The organism is Afifella pfennigii DSM 17143, from assembly GCF_000688515.1.
Lineage (GTDB): Bacteria > Pseudomonadota > Alphaproteobacteria > Rhizobiales > Afifellaceae > Afifella > Afifella pfennigii.
On record NZ_JHZK01000006.1, the window covers coordinates 16,918 to 34,562 of the forward strand.

Here is a 17,645-nt window from a genome sequence, read left to right on the forward strand (position 1 = left end):
CAAAAAAAAGCCCGGCCGATGCGCCGGGCTTTTTCGTCTCGGAAGGTTTTCTCGCCTGCTGGCGAGGGAGGAGGGGACGCGCCCTATTCCCCGATCTCCCAGACCATGTTCACCTGAACGTTCACGCTCACCTCGCCCGCTTCCATCGGCACGGCGCCGCCGGCCGCCTCCGCGCGCGCCATCGACATCATCTGCGGCTGCGGTCGCCCAAAGCTCTGCTCGCTGATGGAAAGGATCGGCCCGAGGGCGACGCCGGCCGCTTCCGCCAGTTCCTTGGCGCGGGCGCTGGCGTCTTCCACCGCGTTCTTGCGCGCCTCGGCTTGAAGCGGCCTGGCGTCGTCGAGCGTGAAAGTGAGCCCCTCGATGCGGTTGGAGCCGAGCTTCACCACCTCGTCGAGCCGCGCCCCGGCGCTCTGAAGCTCGCGGATGCGGACCGTCAAGAGGTTCTCCACCCGGTAGCCGGTGATCTCCGGCGCGCTCGGCTGCGCATTCGGCTGCGGGCGCTCGTTGGCGTAGACCGGGCGGATGGAAAAGCCGGAGGTTTGCAGATCGCGTTCGGCGATACCGGCGGCCTTCAGGGCTTCCGTCACCTTCGCCATCGCTTCCGAATTGGCCTGTAACGCCGCCTCCGCGCTTTCAGCCTCCTCCACGACGCCGATCCGCACCACCGCCATGTCCGGCGCGCCGGAAGCCTCGCCCGTCCCGGTGACGGAGATGCTGGGGCGCGGCTTTTGCGCCTCCTGTGCCAGCGCCGGCGCGGCAAAAAGCGCGGCCAGGGCGAGTGCGTAAGGGGCGAGATGGCGGGCTGCCGGCATGGCGGTTCTCCTGTTTTACCGAAGGAAGCGTGCCGATGGCGGGCGAATGCGGCGCTTTTGCGGGCCGCGCTCTCCAGGAGGGCAATGGCATGGGGCGGTCGCGGCATGGGACGCCATCCCTCATCTTTCCGGCGGGGGAGGGGAACGGAACCGGCCATCGGCCGGCAAACGCGATGGCCTTTCTTGCCGACGAGGTGGCGAGCGGATGCGAGCCGGCTGAGGCGGTTGGAGCCAAGCGCCGCTTGCCCGCGCCGTGGCGATGGCTTACCTCCGCCATAAGGGTCCGTAGCTCAATTGGTTAGAGCCGGCGGCTCATAACCGCTTGGTTGCAGGTTCGAGTCCTGCCGGACCCACCACGAAACATCCGGGGCGAGAACATCCGGAGCATGAAGGGTGGTAAGCGGCATGAGCGTGAGCGAGGCGCAGAAGCTAGATAATGTGACGGCAAAGCCGGCCTTCGACTGGTCCGATCCCTTCCTGCTTGGCGAGGAGCTTGGCGAGGAGGAGCGGCTGATCGCGGCGAGCGCGCATGATTATGCGCAGGAGCAGCTTCTGCCGCGCGTTCTGGAGGCCTATGCGAGCGAGAAGACCGACCCCGATATCTTCCGCGAGATGGGCGCCCTCGGCCTTCTCGGCCTCACTTTGCCGGAGAAGTATGGCTGCGCCGGCGCCTCCTATGTCGCCTACGGTCTCGTCGCGCGCGAGGTGGAGCGGGTCGATTCCGGCTACCGCTCCATGATGAGCGTGCAGTCCTCTTTGGTGATGCATCCGATCTACGCCTATGGCGATGAGGCGCAGCGCCAAAAATACCTGCCGGGGCTGGCGAGCGGCGAGCTCATCGGCTGCTTCGGCCTGACGGAGCCCGATGCCGGCTCCGATCCGGCCGGCATGAAGACGCGGGCTGAGAAGGTGGCGGACGGCTACCGCCTCACCGGCACCAAGACCTGGATATCCAATGCTCCGATCGCCGATGTCTTCGTCGTCTGGGCGAAGTCGGAGGCCGATGAGGGGGCGATCCGCGGCTTCGTCCTGGAGAAGGGCATGAAGGGTCTTTCGGCCCCGAAGATCGGCGGCAAGCTCTCCTTGCGCGCCTCCGTCACCGGCGAGGTGGTGATGGACGGGGTGGTGGTGCCGCAAGAGGCGCTGTTGCCGAACGTTTCCGGCCTCAAGGGCCCCTTTGGCTGCCTCAACCGGGCGCGCTACGGCATCGCCTGGGGCGCCATGGGCGCGGCGGAGGATTGCTGGCACCGGGCGCGCAGCTACGCGCTGGAGCGCAAGCAGTTCGGCAGGCCGCTCGCCGCCACCCAACTGGTGCAGAAGAAGCTCGCCGACATGCAGACGGAGATCGCGCTCGGCCTGCAGGCGGCGCTGAGGGTCGGCCGGCTTTTCGACGCAGGCAAGATGGCGCCAGAGATGATTTCCCTCATCAAGCGCAACAATTGCGGCAAGGCGCTCCATATCGCCCGGCAGGCGCGCGACATCCATGGCGGCAACGGCATCCAGGAGGAATACCATGTCATGCGCCATGCCCAGAACCTTGAGACGGTGAACACCTATGAGGGCACGCACGACATCCACGCGCTGATCCTCGGCCGAGCCCAGACCGGCATCCAGGCCTTCTTCTGAGCCGCGCGGGGAAACGAAGATGAGCGACAAGCCGCTGGCCGGCATCCGCGTGGTGGAGCTGGCGCGCATCCTCGCCGGCCCCTGGGCGGGACAGGTGATGGCCGATCTCGGCGCCGACGTCGTCAAGGTCGAGGAGCCGAGGCGCGGCGACGACACCAGAAGCTGGGGCCCGCCCTTCGTCGCCGGCCCGGACGGCGAGGAGATCGGCGCCGCCTATTTCCATGCCTGCAACCGCGGCAAGCGCTCCATTGGCGTCGACATCGCCAGCGAGGAAGGTCAGCGGATTGTCCGCCGGCTGTGCGCGCGCTCCGACGTCCTCATCGAGAATTTCAAGCTGGGGGGCTTGAGGAAATACGGCCTCGACGCCGCCACCCTGCGCCGCGACTTTCCGCATCTCATCGTCTGTTCCGTCACCGGTTTCGGCCAGAGCGGCCCCTATGCGCCGCGGGCGGGCTACGACGTCATGATCCAGGGCATGTCGGGCGTCATGTCCCTGACCGGCGAGCCCGGCGGCGAGCCGATGAAGATGGGCGTTGCCTTCGCCGACATCTTCACCGGGCTCTATGCCGTCATCGCCATCGAGGCGGCCCTGCGCGAGCGCGAGCGCACGGGCGAGGGCACCCATATCGACATGGCGCTTCTCGACGCGATGGTCGGCGTCATGGCCAACCAGGCGATGAACTATCTCGTCTCCGGCAGCGCCCCGGCGCGCTGGGGCAACGCCCATCCCAATATCGTGCCCTATCAGGTCTTCGCCGCCAGCGACGGCCACCTCATTCTGGCCGTCGGCAACGACCGCCAGTTCGGCGGCCTCTGCCGCATTCTCGGCGCGGAGGCATGGGCCGACGATCCGCGCTTTGCCGGCAATGCCGCGCGCGTTGCCAACCGCGAGGCGCTGGTGGCGCTGTTGGCGGAAAGGATTTCCGGCTGGCAGAAGAACGCGCTCTTAAAGCGGCTTCAGGAGGACGCCATTCCGGCCGGGCCGATCAACACCTTGCCGGAGGTCTTCGCCGACCCGCAGGTCAAGGCGCGCGGCATGGCCATTGAGGCGGACGGTGTGCCCGGCCTCAGGACGCCCATCCTCTTCGACGGCGCGCCGGCCAGCTCCGGCAGGCGCTCGCCGCGCCTTGGCGAGCACACCGAGGAGATCTTGCGCGAGCTTGAGGAGGAAAAGCCGGTCAAGGCGGCCGGCTGAGGCCATGCCGCTGCCGGGTGAGCGCTTGATTTGCCTGCGAATTTTCCGCACAGGCGCGTCGAAACCCTGGACGCGATCAAAGAAAGGGTGCACTTCAAGAGGCTCCGGCGACCCTCTTGCAGGCCGGCGACGGCAGGCGGGGGGATCCGCTGCAATCTTGGGGACGAGCCCTCACCCGACAGCTTTCCTTTTGAAGACGATCTCGTTCATGTACATCGCCAAGCGCGCCCGGAAAGGTTCTCCTCATCTCCGCGCGCTTGCCGGTGGGGGCGGGCAGGGCGTCCGCACCGCATTTCTCGACAGACGAAGCCTCAAGGTCTGATCATGGCGCAGCCATTTCCCTTCTCCGCGATCGTCGGCCAGGACGAGATGAAGACGGCCCTTCTTCTGGCGGCGATCGACCCGTCCATCGGCGGCGTCCTCGTCTTCGGCGACCGTGGCACCGGCAAATCGACCGCCGTGCGCGCGCTCGCCGCGCTTCTGCCCAAGATGCGGGTGGTCGTCGGCTGCCATTACGGCTGCGATCCCAACGTGCCGCGGGCTTTTTGCGACGCCTGTCGCGAGCACGCCGCCAAGGGCGACATGAAGAGCCGGATGATGCCGGTTCCCGTCATCGACCTGCCGCTCGGCGCCACGGAGGACCGCGTCGTCGGCGCGCTCGACCTGGAGCTGGCGCTGACGCGCGGCGAGAAGGCTTTCGAGCCCGGGCTTCTGGCCAGGGCCCATCGCGGCTTTCTCTACATCGACGAGGTGAACTTGTTGGAGGATCATCTCGTCGATCTTCTCCTCGACGTCGCCGCCTCCGGCGAGAACGTGGTGGAGCGCGAGGGCCTCAGCGTGCGCCATCCGGCGCGCTTCGTCCTCGTCGGCAGCGGCAACCCGGAAGAGGGCGAGTTGCGCCCGCAGCTTCTCGATCGTTTCGGCCTCTCCGTGGAGGTGAAGACGCCGGAGGATTTGCCCACCCGCATCGACGTGGTGCGCCGGCGCGACATCTACGAGCGCGACCCGGCCGCCTTCGTGGAGAAGTGGAAGCGCAAGGACGGCCAGCTTCGCCGCAAGATCACCGCCGCCAAGGAGCGCCTGCCGCAAGTGGAAGTTTCCGACAAGGCGCTGGAGCGGGCGGCCGAACTGTGCATCGCGCTCGGCACTGACGGGCTGCGCGGCGAGCTGACCTTGATGCGCGCCGCCCGCGCGCTCGCCGCCTTCGAGGGCGAGGACGCGGTGAGCGATATGCATCTGCGCCGCATCGCCCCGCCGGCTCTGCGCCATCGCTTGCGCCGCAACGTTCTCGACGATGCCGGCTCCGGCGTGCGCGTCGACCGCGCCCTGGAGGAGATTTTCGGCGCCTGAGGCCGGTAGGCCGCAGTCCGGTGGGATGGTGGAGGTGAGCTGAACCATGAGCGAGCGGCCGGGCGAGGATGCGGCAAGGGCTGCCTGGGCGGATGCGGCGCTTTCGGCGGCGCTTCTGGCCGTCGCCCCGGCCGAGCTTGGCGGCGCGGCGCTACGCGGCCTTTCCGGTCCGGCGCGCGAGGCCTGGTTCGATGCCTTCAAGTCGCTGCTTGGCGACAAGGCGCCGCTTCGGCGCGTTCCCCTTCATGTCACCGACAGCAGGCTTCTCGGCGGCCTCGATCTCACCGCCACGCTCAGCGCCGGTCGCCCGGTTGCCGAGCGCGGCATTCTCGCCTCGGCCGATGGCGGTCTCCTCGTCCTGGCCATGGCCGAGCGCTTTCCCTCCGGCAAGGCGGCGCATCTCGTCGCCGCGATGGATGCCGGCGAGGTGGTTCTGGAGCGCGACGGCCTGACCTTGCGCACCCCGACGCGCTTCGGCGTCGTCGCGCTCGATGAGAGCGTTGGAGAAGACGAGGCCCCGCCGGCGGCGCTGCTCGACCGGCTCGCCTTCCACATCGACCTTTCCGCTCTGTCGCTGCGCCGGCTGGAGCCGCCGCAAGTGACGCGCGAGGAGGTGCGGGAGGCGGCGGGCCGCTTTGCCGATATCGCCCTTTCCGACAAGGCGCTGGAAGTGCTTTGCGGCACCGCGATGGCGCTCGGCATCGGCTCCCTGCGCGCGCCCATGTTGGCCGGGCGAGTGGCAAGGGCGCATGCCGCCCTCTGCGGCGAAAGCGAAATCTGCGAAACCGATTTGGCCGTCGCGGCGCGGCTGGTGCTCGCCCCGCGCGCCACCGTCCTGCCGATGATGGAGGAGGAAGGCGAGGAAGAGCCGCAGCCCGAACAGCCGCCGGACCCGCCCGAGCCGCAGGAGGAGGGCGAGGAGCGCGACAAGGACGAGGCGAAGGACAAGCCTTTGGAGGATGTCGTCCTCGATGCCGCCAAGGCGGCGATTCCCGCCGGTCTCCTGGCGGCGCTCGCGGCCGGCATGGAGCGGCGGCGCACAAGCGGGGCGCAGGGCGGCAAGGCCGGGGCGGAGCGCCAGTCGGGCCTGCGCGGAAGGCCGATAGGCTCGCGCGCCGGCGACCTTAGGGACGGCGTGCGCCTCAATGTGGTGGAGACCTTGCGGGCCGCCGCGCCTTGGCAGCCGCTTCGCCGCTCCATGGGCGAGAAGGCCGAACGGCCTCGCGTGGAGGTTCGGCGCGACGATTTCCGCATCGCCCGCTACAAGGAACGCTCCGAGACCGTGACGATCTTCGTCGTCGACGCCTCGGGCTCCGCGGCGCTGCACCGGCTCGCCGAGGCCAAGGGCGCCGTGGAACTGGTGCTGGCCGATTGCTATGTCCGCCGTGACCAGGTGGCGCTGATTGCCTTTCGCGGGTTTGAGGCGGAAATCATCCTGCCGCCGACGCGCTCGCTGGCCCGCGCCAAGCGCAGCCTCGCCGGCATACCCGGCGGCGGGGGAACCCCGCTCGCCGCCGCCCTCGACGCCACCGCCGCGCTCTGCGACAGCGTCAAGCGCAAGGGCCAGACGCCGAGCGTCGTGCTTCTGACCGACGGGCGCGCGAACATCGCCCGCGACGGCGAGCCCGGCCGCGCCAAGGCCGAGGAAGATGCGCTCGCCGCCGCCAGGGCCTTCAAGGCGATGGGCTTCAAGTCGGTGCTGATCGATACCTCGCCCAAGCCGCAGGAGCGGGCGGCGCGTCTTGCAAGCGAGATGGGCGCGCTTTACCTGCCGCTGCCCTATGCCGACGCGGCCGCGATGTCGCGCGCCGTGCAGGCGGTGGCGCCAGGGCGCGGCGTGCCGGCGGCGGCTTGAGGAAAGCGCCATGAAAGGGCTTGGCCGCCTCGCATTGGATTGGCACCCTTGGGCCATGGAGCGTCAGGTGGCGGGGCGGTGAAACCTTCATGACCGAGCGACTGCGCTGGGACCGCGAGGGCCTTGGCTGGCCGAACCGCGAGGCGAGCCGTTTCGTTGAGGCGGCGGGCCTCAACTGGCATGTCCAGGAGATGGGGAAGGGGCCGCTTCTCCTCCTCGTCCACGGCACCGGCGCCACCACCCATTCCTGGGCCGCCATCCTGCCGCTGCTTTCGGCGCATTTCCGCGTCGTCGCCATGGACCTGCCGGGCCACGGCTTCACCGACAAGCCGGCGGCGCGTCGCCTGTCGATGCCGGGCATGGCGAAGGACCTTGCCGCCCTCCTCGACGCATTGGAGTTGAAGCCGCAGATGGTCGTCGGCCATTCCGCTGGCGCCGCCATCTTGATGCGCATGTGCCTCGACGGGCTCGCCCATCCGAAGCTTCTCGTCAGCCTCAACGGCGCGCTTCTGCCGCTCTCCGGCATGGCCGGCCAGTTCTTCTCGCCCATGGCCAAGGCGATGGCGCGCTCCACGCTCTCGGCGCATTTCTTCTCCTGGAGCGCCACCCGCGACCGCCGCTCCGTGACCCGCCTCATCGACGGCACTGGCTCCAAGCTGCCGCGCCAGGACATCGAATGGTACGAGATGCTGGCGCGAAATCCCGGTCATGTCTGGGCCGCCATCAACATGATGGCCAATTGGGAACTCGGCCCCCTGGAGCGCGACATGACCAGGCTGGAGACCCCGCTGGTTCTCATCGCGGCCGGCGAGGATCGCTCCATCTCGCCGGAGACGGCCTTCCGGGTGAAGGAGAAGATTCCCGCCGCCGAGGTCGAATACGTGACCGGGCTCGGCCATCTGGCGCATGAGGAGGATCCGCAGGCGATGGCCGAGCTTTTCCTGCGCCTTGCCAGGAGCCACGGCATCGCCGCCTGAATTCGGGTGCCGGGACGCGCATGTCGCGTTGCCAGCGGCGCTTGGACAGGGTTAGATGTCCAATCATGTTGACACGCGCCTCGCCCCATCTGCCCGTTTCCGACGATCTGAAGCGCCGGCCGCATGCCGTGGTCATCGGCTCCGGCTTCGGCGGACTCGCCGCGGCGGTGCGGCTCGGCGCGCGCGGCTACCGCGTCACCGTCCTGGAAAAGCTCGATAGGCCGGGCGGGCGTGCCTATGTCTTCCGCCAGGATGGCTTCACTTTCGATTCCGGTCCGACCATCGTCACGGCGCCCTTCCTCCTGGAGGAGCTTTGGGAGCTTTGCGGGCGCCAGCTCTCCGACGATGTTGAGCTGAAATCGCTGACGCCCTTCTACCGGCTGCGCTTCCACAATGGCGAGATCTTCGAATGCTGCGCCGACGCTGAGGCGATGCGGCGCGAGGTGGCGCGTTTCTCGCCTTCCGATGTCGCCGGCTACGAGCGCTTCATGGCCGAGAGCGAGGAGATCTTCAAAGTCGGCTTCCAGGAGTTGGCGCATGTGCCGTTCGGCTCCCTCCTCGACATGGCCAAGGTGCTGCCGGATTTCGTGCGCCTGCAGAGCTTCCGCAGCGTCTATGGCTGCGTCGCCCGCTACGTGAAGGACGAGCGGCTGAGGATCGCCCTCAGCTTCCATCCGCTGTTCATCGGCGCCAACCCCTTCTGCACGACCTCCATCTACGCCATGATCGCCCATCTGGAGCGTCACTGGGGCGTGCACTTCGTCATGGGCGGCACCGGCAAGCTGGTGGAGGGCCTTGTCGGCCTCATTGAGGGGCAGGGCGGCTATGTCTGCACCAATGCGGAGGTCGGCGAGATCCTTCTGGGCAACGGCCGGGCCAAGGGCGTGCGGCTGAAGAGCGGCGAGACCGTCGAGGCCGACATCGTCGTCTCCAACGCCGATTCGGCCTGGACCTACCGGCATCTTCTGCCGGCCTCGGCCCGCAAGCGCTGGACCGACCGCAAGATCGACAAGGCCCGATATTCGATGAGCCTCTTCGTCTGGTATTTCGGCACCAGACGCCGCTACGAGGACGTGGCGCACCACACCATCCTGCTTGGCCCACGCTACCGCGAGCTGCTCCACGACATCTTCGAGAAGAAACATCTCGCTCCCGATTTCAGCCTCTACCTGCATCGGCCGACGGCGACCGACCCTTCGCTGGCGCCCGACGGCTGCGACGCCTTCTATGTGCTCTCGCCCGTGCCGCATCTTGATTCGCAGACCGATTGGGCCGTCGCCGCCGAGCCCTATCGCCATAAGATCGAGAGCTTCCTGTCGCAGACCGTCCTGCCGGACCTTGCCGACAACCTCGTCTCCTCGCGGGTCGTGACGCCGGTGGATTTCCGCGAGCGTCTTCTGGCCTTCAAGGGCGCCGCTTTCGGCCTGGAGCCGGTCTTCCTGCAAAGCGCCTGGTTCCGCCCGCACAATAAGAGCGAGGACGTGGAAGGCCTTTATCTCGTCGGCGCCGGCACGCATCCGGGCGCCGGCATACCCGGCGTTCTCTCATCCGCGAAAGTCCTCGACCAGGTGGTGCCCGATGCGGCCGCTTTTGCCTGACCAGCCGTTGGCGAGCCCGGCCGATCACGCGGCCTGCCGCGAGCTGATTCGCACCGGCTCGCGCACCTTCTTCGCCGCCTCCATGCTCTTGCCGCCGCAGATCCGCGGGCCTTCCTACGCGCTTTACGGCTTTTGCCGGCTGTCGGACGATGCCATCGACCTTTCCGACGGCGAGGCGGCGGCCTTGGACCGCCTGCGCCAGCGCCTCGACGCGGCCTATGCCGGCCGTCCGGTGCCGATCTCCGCCGACCGCGCCTTCGCCGATATCGTCTTTCGCTACGGCATCCCGCGCGCCTTGCCGGAAGCTCTCTTGGACGGCTTCGCCTGGGACCTGGAGGGGCGCCGCTACGAGACGCTGGGCGAGCTCAACGCCTATGCCGCCCGCGTTGCCGCCTCCGTCGGCGCCATGATGGCGATGCTGATGGGCGAATGCGGCTATCCCGTCATCGCCCGCGCCTGCGATCTCGGCGTTGCCATGCAGCTCACCAATATCGCCCGCGATGTCGGCGAGGATGCCAGGAACGGGCGCATCTATCTGCCGCTCTCCTGGATGCGCGAGGCCGGCATCGATCCGGATGCTTGGCTCGAGAACCCGCAGTTCAGTGATGAGCTCGGTGCCGTCATCCACCGCCTCCTGCGCACGGCCGACGAGCTTTACCTGCGCGCTTCCAGCGGCATCGCCCGGCTTCCCTGGCATTGCCGCCCGGCGATCCACGCCGCCTGCCGGCTCTATGCCGAGATCGGCCGCGAATTGGAGCGGCGCGGTCTCGATTCGGTGTCCCAGCGGGCCGTCGTACCGGCCTCGCGCAAGGCCTGGCTTCTTGCCCGCACCTCCACGACGCGGCTTTCCGGCGCCGAGGGCCTCGCCTTCGAGCCGCTGGCCGAGACGCAGTTCCTTGTCGACGCGGCCATGACGGCGGCCCATTCGCCGTATCTCAGGCGCAGCATTCGTCGCCGCGGCGTTGGCGAACATGCTGAGTGGGTGATCGACCTCTTCACCGTGCTTGCCGAGCGCGACGCCATGACGAGCGACAACCCGGCTGGACAGCAAGGCCTGTTACGACATGCGCCGGCGATTCAAGATTCCGGGGCTTGACGCGTAACGGCGGCGCTATCGGGCGGATCCGCTTCCACCGAGGTGGATTGATTTTGGTTCTCACTGCCCAAGTTTCCTAAAGACCAGGAAGCAAGGACTGGATGATTCAGGCAGCAGTGGAGGAGCGAATGGGCCCGGGCCCGATGATACTTTTCGAGGTCGTCATCCTCGGCGGTGTGGTTGCCTTCTGTATCTGGGAACTCGTCTCGCTGCGGCGCGACCGGCTGCGCATGGAGCGCGAGGCGGAGCGGGAAGAGAAGACGGAGCTTTCCGGCTGAGCAGGCTCCGGGCGGGGTGCCGCGCGTCGCTGCGCCGCTTGTGACACGCAACCAGGCTCCTTACTCTCCGCGCGCCCAGTGAGAACAAGGGAGAAGGGCAATGGGTGAGATGGCACTGCTTCAATCGCTAACGCTGATGACCATCGGCGGTCTCATCGCGCTGGCGATCGTCTTCATCGTCTACAAATTGCGCAGCGGCCGCAAGCGCTGAAGCTTGCGATTCGGCTGGAGCTATCCCGCGCGCGGCATGCGGAAGGGCAGGAGCATCTTGACCCAGCCGCTGCGGAAGCGTTCCAGCGACAGGCTCTCATGCACCGCCGTCACCTCGGCGCCCGCGAGCCGGGTCTTCACCAGCGAGCGGGCATAGAAGGGCGTATCCTCCAATGTCTTGACGACCTTCGCCTCGCCCTCGCTATGGATGGCGCGGGCGATCCGCCAAACGGGCGCCGTCGGCAGCGGCGCCGGGCGCGGCGGCGTAAAGGGGGCAGCGCCTCCCTGTTGGTCGAAGAGAAGCGCCAGCGTCTTTTGCCCGCCTTGGCGGCGTTGCATGTCGTAAAGGACCGCTCCGCCGTCTGGATGTGGCGCGCGCGACCAGTCCCATGAGACGAAGCCGTCTTCCAGCGGCTCGCTTCCCCAATTGCTGTCCAGATAGGCCTTGCCCTGCCAGGCGAGTTGCGGCCGCTCCATGCGCACGATGGCGCGTCCGGCCGGCGCGATCGGCCACCATTGGTGACGGCCGGCCTCGTCGAGCGCATAGGGACCCGGCGTCATCGCCGCGGGCTCGATGCGCACCACGCCGCGCAGGCGCGAGGGGATCGGCACCGTCACTTCCTCGATGCGGATGGTCAGCGCCGTACCGTCGAAAGTGAGCGCGCTCGGGCCGACGACCATCGCTTCGCCGCTGCGCTTGAGCGCGGAAGCCCCGCGCTCCGTCATCGACCAGCGTTTGCCTCCCCGTCCGTAGAGTGCCACGTTGAGACCGCAGAAATTCTCCGGATCGGGCGTGCCGCGTTGCCGTGCCCAGGCGTAATAGGGCGAGAAGACGGAGCCTACGAAGGCGATGATCGTCAGGCCGTGACGTCCGTCGTCGCTGAGCGCGTCGACATACCACCAGCGATAGCCGCCAGACTCTACCTTGGCGTCGAAGCGAAGTCGCTGAGAAGCCGCTCCGCCGCCATGTGCCCCGACAGGGCCGCCATCGGCACCCCCGCTCCCGGATGCACGCTGCCCCCCGCCAGATAGAGGCCCGGCAGCCGTGTCGTCGCTCCCAGACGCTCGAAGGAGGCCTTCCATCCGTGCGAGGCCTGGCCGTAGAGCGCTCCCCCCGTCGCCGGGAACAGCCTCTCGAACTCGTTCGGCCCCGTCAGCACCTTCGCTGCGGCCGGCCCCTGAAACTTCAGGCCGCATCTTTCCATCAGGGCCAATGTCCGTTCCTCGCATCGGGCAATCTCCTCGACCTCCAAGGGCCTTCTATCGCCGCGGGCCGGCGCGTTCACCAGGATGAAAAGCCGCTCCGGGCCTGCAGGTCGATCCGCCGCATCGTCACGGTCCTGGGCGCACACATAGACGGTGGGCACCTCCGGCAACTCGCCCGCCTTGAAGATGGCCTCGAACTCGCCCGCATAGTCGCGCGAGAAGAAGACGTTGTGGCGGATGAGCGGAAATCCTTCCGTCTCGGCGAGAAGGCAGAAGGTGAGGGCCGAAAGCGAGCGCTCTGCGCCGCCGGGCAGGCGGATGGCACTCGCTGCATCCGCCCCGAAATGCCCGCCCGCGAGCGCCGCCACATCGGCGTTGAGAACGATGGCGTCGGCCTGGAGCCTCTCGCCGGAGGCAAGCCGCACGCCGCGGGCAGCCCCGTTTTCGACGACGATCTCGCCGACCGCCTCGCCGTAACGGATCTGCGCCCCCCTCTCGCCTGCAAGGCGGGCGAGCGTCGCCGCCACCTGATGCATGCCGCCCTCCACCAGCCACACCCCCTCCTGTTCCACATGGGCGATCAGCATCAGCGTCGCCGGGGAGAGGAAGGGGGAGGAGCCGCAATAGGTGGAATAGCGCCCGAAGAGCTGGCGCAGCCGCTCGTCTTTGAAGAATCGTCCGAGTTCCTGCCAGAGCGTCGTGAAAGGGCTGATCTGCATGAGGCCCGGAAGCCCGGCGAGGCCGGCCCTGCGGATGAGGCTGGCGACGCTCGGCCGCGCGGCGCGGATGAACGGCTCCTCGAGCGTTTCGAAGATGCGCTTGGCGCGCGCGCAGAAGCGGAGATAGCCGCGCGCCTCCTCAGGCCCGGCGAAGGCGCCGATCGCCTCCGCGCTCGCCTCCATGTCGGCGAAGAGGTCGAGCCGTTCATCCTCGCTCCAGGCATGGCGCGCCAGGATGTGGGCCGGCTTGACGGCGAGCTCGGCCTCCATGGAAAGGCCGGCGGCGGCGAAGATCTCCTCAAACAGGGGCCGCATGGTGAAGACCGTCGGCCCGCCGTCGATGCGCGCATGGCCGACTGCGACCTCGCGCATCTTGCCGCCTGGCGCCTTTTCCTTCTCCATGAGGGTGACGTCGGCACCCGCCGCGGCGAGCCTGAGGGCGGCCACCAGGCCGCCGATTCCGGCCCCGACGACGATCACCTTTTGCGTGCGCACCGCGACATTTCCTCCTGCGCAAGACCCGCACAAAGCATTGACTTACGGGTAGCATCTGTCCATCCTGATTGACACTTCTTTGTGACAACAAAGACTGACAGAACGGGAGCTTAGGGGAGCGTCATGGAAGCCATGGTCCGTATCGAACAGGCTCTCGACATGGCGGTGAGCCATGCCGAAGCGGCCGGCGCGCCGCCGCAACTGGCCGAGGCCATGCGCTATGCCGTCTTTCCCGGCGGCGCCCGCATCCGCCCGCGCCTGTGTCTTGCGGCCGCAGGCGCCTGCGGCGACGACGAGCCGGCGCTGGCCAGCGCCGCCGCCGCCGCCCTGGAACTGATGCACTGCGCCTCGCTGGTGCATGACGATCTGCCCTGCTTCGACGATGCGGAGTTGCGGCGCGGCCGGCCTTCGGTGCACCGCGCCTTCAACGAGCCCCTGGCGGTGCTCGCCGGCGACGGCCTCATCGTTCTTGCCTTTGAGACGCTGGCGCGCGCCGGCGCGGGCTCGCCGAATCGTCTGGCCTCGCTGGTCCTGACGCTCGGGCGCGCCGTCGGCATGCCCTCCGGCATCGTCGCCGGCCAGGGCTGGGAGAGCGAGCCGCGCGTTTCCGTCGCCGAATATCACCGCGCCAAGACCGGCGCCCTCTTCGTCGCCGCGACGGTGTCGGGCGCGGTGGCGGCCGGTGCCGATCCCGGCCCCTGGCGGGCGCTCGGCGAGCGGCTCGGCGAGGCCTATCAGGTGGCCGACGATCTGCGCGATGCCGTGGCGGCCGAGGATGAGCTCGGCAAGCCGGTCGGCTGTGATGCGCGGCTCGGACGTCCGAGCACGGTGCGCGAGCTCGGCGTACACGGCACGGTGGAAAAGCTCACCCGTCTCGTTTCCGGAGCGGTCGAGGCGGTGCCCGATTGCCAGGGCGCCGACGAGTTGAAGGCGCTGGTCATGTCCGAAGCCAAGCGGCTGGTGCCCAAGAAGCTTTCCGACCGCGTCGCGGCGTAAGGCCGACAGGAGCTCGGTGCTCCTCGGAAAACGAAGATGCAGGCCTCCGATCTTGCGACGTTCTGGCTGGAGCCGGTCCTGTCGCTACGCGACCGGCTGGTGGCGAGCCCGCGCTTCAGGCAATGGGCGGCCGCCAACCCGCTGACCCGACCGATCGCGCGGCGCCAGGCGCGCTCGCTTTTCGATATCACCGCCGGCTTCGTCTATTCCCAGGTGCTGGCCGCCTGCGTGCGCCTGCAGCTCTTCGACGTTCTGGCGGCCGGCCCGCAGAGCGTGCCGGTGCTCGCCCAGCGCCTCGGCCTTAGCGAGGAGGCGACCTCGCGTCTTCTCCAGGCGGCCGGCTCGCTGCGCCTTGTCTCGCGCCGCCGCGGCGGTCGCTGGGGCCTCGGGCCTCTCGGCGCGGCGATGATCGGCAATCCCGGCATCGCCGCGATGGTGGAGCATCACGCCATGCTCTATGCCGACCTCAAGGAGCCGCTCGCCCTGCTGCGCCAGGAGGGGGGCGCCCGCCAGTTGGAGAATTACTGGTCCTACGCCAAGGCCGAGGAACCGGCGAACCTGCCGGCCGAGAGGGTCGGCGCCTACACCCAGTTGATGGGCACCTCCCAGACGATGATCTCGCAGGAGATCCTCGCCGCCTATCCGCTCGACAAGCATCGCGCCGTCCTGGATGTCGGCGGCGGCGACGGGACGTTCTTGATGGCGGCCGGCGAGAAGGCGCCGCATCTGCGGCTGATGCTCTTCGATTTGCCGCCGGTGGCGGCGCGGGCCCAGCAGCGATTCGCCGACAAGGGGCTGGGCGAGCGGGCGCTGGCCTTGGGCGGCGATTTCCTGCGCGATCCGCTGCCGCAGGGCGCCGATCTCATTACCCTGGTCCGAATCGTTCATGACCACCCCGACGAGGCGGTGATGACGCTCTTGCGCGCCGCCCGTGTCGCCTTGCCGCAAGACGGCAAGCTCTTGATCGCCGAGCCGATGGCGGCAAGCCCGGCGAGCGAGCCTGCAAGCGACGCCTATTTCGGATTTTACCTGATGGCGATGGGCCGCGGACGGCCCCGTTCCGTGCCGGAAATCCGCACCATGCTGCGCCGCGCCGGCTTCGCCCGCACCCGCCTTCTGCCGAGCCCGACACCCGTCCTGGCGCGCGTTTTGGTCGCCACCCCGGATCATTCCAATGTGTAAATCTGGCTTGACGTCTGAGGTGGTCAAGTTAGACTTACACCTCTGATAAAGCGCTGCCGCGGAAGCATGTTGCAGCGAGCTGAGGCATCGATGAACACCCTCGCCGTCGTCCTGGAAGAGCCGGAGCGCCTCGCGCTCAAGGAGGTCGCGCTCGCGTCCCCCGGCGCGGACGATGTCGTTGTCGACATTGAGTGGAGCGGCATCTCCACCGGCACGGAGCGTCTTCTGTGGTCGGGCCGGATGCCCCACTTTCCGGGCATGGGCTATCCGCTCGTGCCGGGCTACGAATCCGTTGGCCGGGTCAGCGAGACGGGGGAGGCGGCGCGTGCGCGCATCGGCGAGCGCGTCTTCGTTCCCGGCGCGCGCTGCTTCGCCGATGTGCGCAGCCTGTTCGGTGGCGCTGCGGCGCGGCTGGTCGTGCCGGCCTCGCGGGCGATCACCATTCGCGAGGATCTCGCCGAGCGCGGCACGCTTCTGGCGCTTGCCGCCACGGCCTATCACGCCATCGCCGCGGGCGGCGAGGCGCGTCCCGATCTCATCGTCGGTCACGGCGTTCTCGGCCGGCTCCTGGCGCGTCTGGCGATTGCCATGGGCGGCGAGCCGCCGGCGGTATGGGAAACAAATCCTGAGCGAGCGGGGGGCGCCGAGGGCTATACGATCCTCGATCCCGCCGACGACACGCGGCGCGACTATCGCGCCATCTACGATGTCAGCGGCGATTCTGCTCTGCTGGATGAGCTCATCGCGCGCCTGGCTCCTGCGGGAGAGGTGGTTCTTGCCGGCTTCTATTCGGCGCCGCTTTCCTTCTCCTTCCCGCCGGCCTTCATGCGCGAGGCGCGCATCAGGATCGCCGCCGAATGGCGCGAGCCCGATCTTCTCGCCGTCAAGGAACTCGTCGAGGCGGGGCGCCTGTCGCTCGACGGCCTCATCACCCATCGCTGCGAGGCGCGGCAGGCAGGCGATGCCTATCGAACCGCCTTCGGCGATGCAGCCTGCCTTAAGATGATTCTCGATTGGAGAGCCTCATGACCCTGGACGGCAATCAGCGCGGCTTCAGCCGGCGCTCGATGACCGACTATCTGCGCGATGAGGCGGCGGTGGAGCCGGATCCGCCGGCGGCCGGCGAGGTGACGAAGGAAACCCAGATCATCGCCATCTACGGCAAGGGCGGCATCGGCAAGAGCTTCACGCTCGCCAACCTCTCCTACATGATGGCGCAGCAGGGCAAGAAGATCCTGCTCATCGGCTGCGACCCCAAGAGCGACACCACCTCGCTGCTCTTCGGTGGCCGCGCCTGTCCGACCATCATCGAGACCTCCGCCGCCAAGAAGGCGGCCGGCGAGGAGGTCGCCATCGGCGACGTCTGCTTCAAGCGCGACGGCGTCTTCGCCATGGAGCTCGGCGGGCCGGAGGTCGGCCGCGGCTGCGGCGGACGCGGCATCATTCATGGCTTTGAGCTTCTGGAGAAGCTCGGCTTCCACGATTGGGGCTTCGACTACGTGCTCCTGGATTTCCTCGGCGATGTGGTCTGCGGCGGCTTCGGCCTGCCGATAGCCCGCGACATGTGCCAGAAGGTCATCGTCGTCGGCTCCAACGACCTGCAGTCGCTCTACGTCGCCAACAACGTCTGCTCGGCGGTCGATTATTTCCGCAAGCTCGGCGGCAATGTCGGCGTTGCCGGCATGGTCATCAACAAGGACGACGGCACCGGCGAGGCCGCCGCTTTCGCCGGCTCCGTCGGCATTCCGGTCCTTGCCGCCATTCCCGCGGACGAGGATATCCGCCGCAAGAGCGCGAATTACCAGATCATCGGCCGGCCCGGCTCGCAATGGGCGCCGCTCTTTGAGGAGTTGGCGACCAATGTGGCCGACGCCCCGCCCGTGCGCCCGACGCCGCTCAGCCAGGAGGGGCTTCTCGGCCTCTTCAAGAGCGACGAGGTGGGCCGCAACGTGGTGCTGGAGCCGGCGACGATGGCCGATATGTGTGGCTCCGACACGGTCGATAAGCCATCGCTCGAAGTCATCTACGACACCGTCTGACGCAAGTA

Annotated in this window: 15 protein-coding genes and 1 tRNA gene; 13 read left to right on the forward strand and 3 right to left on the reverse strand. The window is 68.2% G+C overall.

What is annotated here, in order from left to right; translation table 11 throughout:
* Nucleotides 1–83 precede the first annotated feature (83 nt).
* On the reverse strand, nt 84–815 hold the full coding sequence (locus Q331_RS0106665; protein ID WP_026380039.1) for an SIMPL domain-containing protein: 732 nt from the start codon (nt 813–815) through the stop codon (nt 84–86).
* Nucleotides 816–1,094: 279 nt separating this feature from the next.
* Here Q331_RS0106665 and Q331_RS0106670 point away from each other — a divergent pair.
* The 9 genes from Q331_RS0106670 to Q331_RS24280 all read left to right on the forward strand — a co-directional run bounded on the left by Q331_RS0106670 (nt 1,095) and on the right by Q331_RS24280 (nt 10,790).
* Nucleotides 1,095–1,171, forward strand: a tRNA-Ile gene (locus tag Q331_RS0106670).
* A 49-nt stretch (nt 1,172–1,220) separates the two neighbouring features.
* Entirely contained in the window at nt 1,221–2,441 is a 1,221-nt protein-coding gene (locus Q331_RS0106675; protein ID WP_051630746.1) for an acyl-CoA dehydrogenase, read from the forward strand.
* A gap of 19 nt (nt 2,442–2,460) precedes the next feature.
* On the forward strand, nt 2,461–3,636 hold the full coding sequence (locus Q331_RS0106680; RefSeq protein ID WP_026380041.1) for a CaiB/BaiF CoA transferase family protein: 1,176 nt from the start codon (nt 2,461–2,463) through the stop codon (nt 3,634–3,636).
* Nucleotides 3,637–3,960: 324 nt separating this feature from the next.
* A complete protein-coding gene (bchI, locus tag Q331_RS0106685; RefSeq protein WP_026380042.1) occupies nt 3,961–4,986 on the forward strand; it encodes a magnesium chelatase ATPase subunit I in 1,026 nt (341 codons plus the stop codon).
* A gap of 46 nt (nt 4,987–5,032) precedes the next feature.
* Nucleotides 5,033–6,841, forward strand: a complete 1,809-nt coding sequence (locus tag Q331_RS0106690) for a magnesium chelatase subunit D (RefSeq protein ID WP_026380043.1) — start codon at nt 5,033–5,035, stop codon at nt 6,839–6,841.
* A gap of 89 nt (nt 6,842–6,930) precedes the next feature.
* Nucleotides 6,931–7,818 (forward strand): alpha/beta fold hydrolase BchO, encoded by an 888-nt coding sequence (gene bchO / locus Q331_RS0106695; RefSeq protein WP_026380044.1) that lies wholly within the window; start codon nt 6,931–6,933, stop codon nt 7,816–7,818.
* A gap of 65 nt (nt 7,819–7,883) precedes the next feature.
* Complete coding sequence (locus tag Q331_RS0106700; protein ID WP_026380045.1) at nt 7,884–9,416, forward strand: phytoene desaturase; 1,533 nt, start codon at nt 7,884–7,886, stop codon at nt 9,414–9,416.
* The gene (locus tag Q331_RS20385; protein ID WP_084174842.1) at nt 9,397–10,512 is read left to right on the forward strand and encodes a phytoene/squalene synthase family protein; all 1,116 of its coding nucleotides are present in this window, start codon (nt 9,397–9,399) and stop codon (nt 10,510–10,512) included. Before Q331_RS0106700 ends, Q331_RS20385 begins: the two co-directional genes overlap by 20 nt.
* 143 nt (nt 10,513–10,655) lie before the next feature.
* Nucleotides 10,656–10,790 (forward strand): hypothetical protein, encoded by a 135-nt coding sequence (locus Q331_RS24280; protein ID WP_281173889.1) that lies wholly within the window; start codon nt 10,656–10,658, stop codon nt 10,788–10,790.
* A 231-nt stretch (nt 10,791–11,021) separates the two neighbouring features.
* On the opposite strand, the gene Q331_RS0106720 is transcribed toward Q331_RS24280, so the two are convergent.
* A complete protein-coding gene (locus Q331_RS0106720) occupies nt 11,022–11,861 on the reverse strand; it encodes a hydroxyneurosporene synthase (protein ID WP_026380046.1) in 840 nt (279 codons plus the stop codon).
* A 59-nt stretch (nt 11,862–11,920) separates the two neighbouring features.
* Nucleotides 11,921–13,420, reverse strand: a complete 1,500-nt coding sequence (gene crtD / locus Q331_RS0106725) for a 1-hydroxycarotenoid 3,4-desaturase CrtD (protein ID WP_026380047.1) — start codon at nt 13,418–13,420, stop codon at nt 11,921–11,923.
* A 123-nt stretch (nt 13,421–13,543) separates the two neighbouring features.
* Here crtD and Q331_RS0106730 point away from each other — a divergent pair, with 123 nt between their 5' ends.
* The 4 genes from Q331_RS0106730 to Q331_RS0106745 all read left to right on the forward strand — a co-directional run bounded on the left by Q331_RS0106730 (nt 13,544) and on the right by Q331_RS0106745 (nt 17,637).
* The gene (locus tag Q331_RS0106730; protein ID WP_026380048.1) at nt 13,544–14,416 is read left to right on the forward strand and encodes a polyprenyl synthetase family protein; all 873 of its coding nucleotides are present in this window, start codon (nt 13,544–13,546) and stop codon (nt 14,414–14,416) included.
* A 36-nt stretch (nt 14,417–14,452) separates the two neighbouring features.
* Nucleotides 14,453–15,598: a methyltransferase gene (locus Q331_RS0106735; RefSeq protein ID WP_026380049.1), complete on the forward strand. Its 1,146-nt coding sequence runs from the start codon at nt 14,453–14,455 to the stop codon at nt 15,596–15,598.
* A 90-nt stretch (nt 15,599–15,688) separates the two neighbouring features.
* On the forward strand, nt 15,689–16,627 hold the full coding sequence (gene bchC, locus Q331_RS0106740) for a chlorophyll synthesis pathway protein BchC (RefSeq protein ID WP_026380050.1): 939 nt from the start codon (nt 15,689–15,691) through the stop codon (nt 16,625–16,627).
* Nucleotides 16,624–17,637, forward strand: coding sequence for a chlorophyllide a reductase iron protein subunit X (locus Q331_RS0106745; RefSeq protein ID WP_051630775.1), 1,014 nt, complete (start codon nt 16,624–16,626; stop codon nt 17,635–17,637). The genes bchC and Q331_RS0106745 overlap by 4 nt, the downstream gene beginning before the upstream one ends.
* Nucleotides 17,638–17,645: the final 8 nt, after the last annotated feature.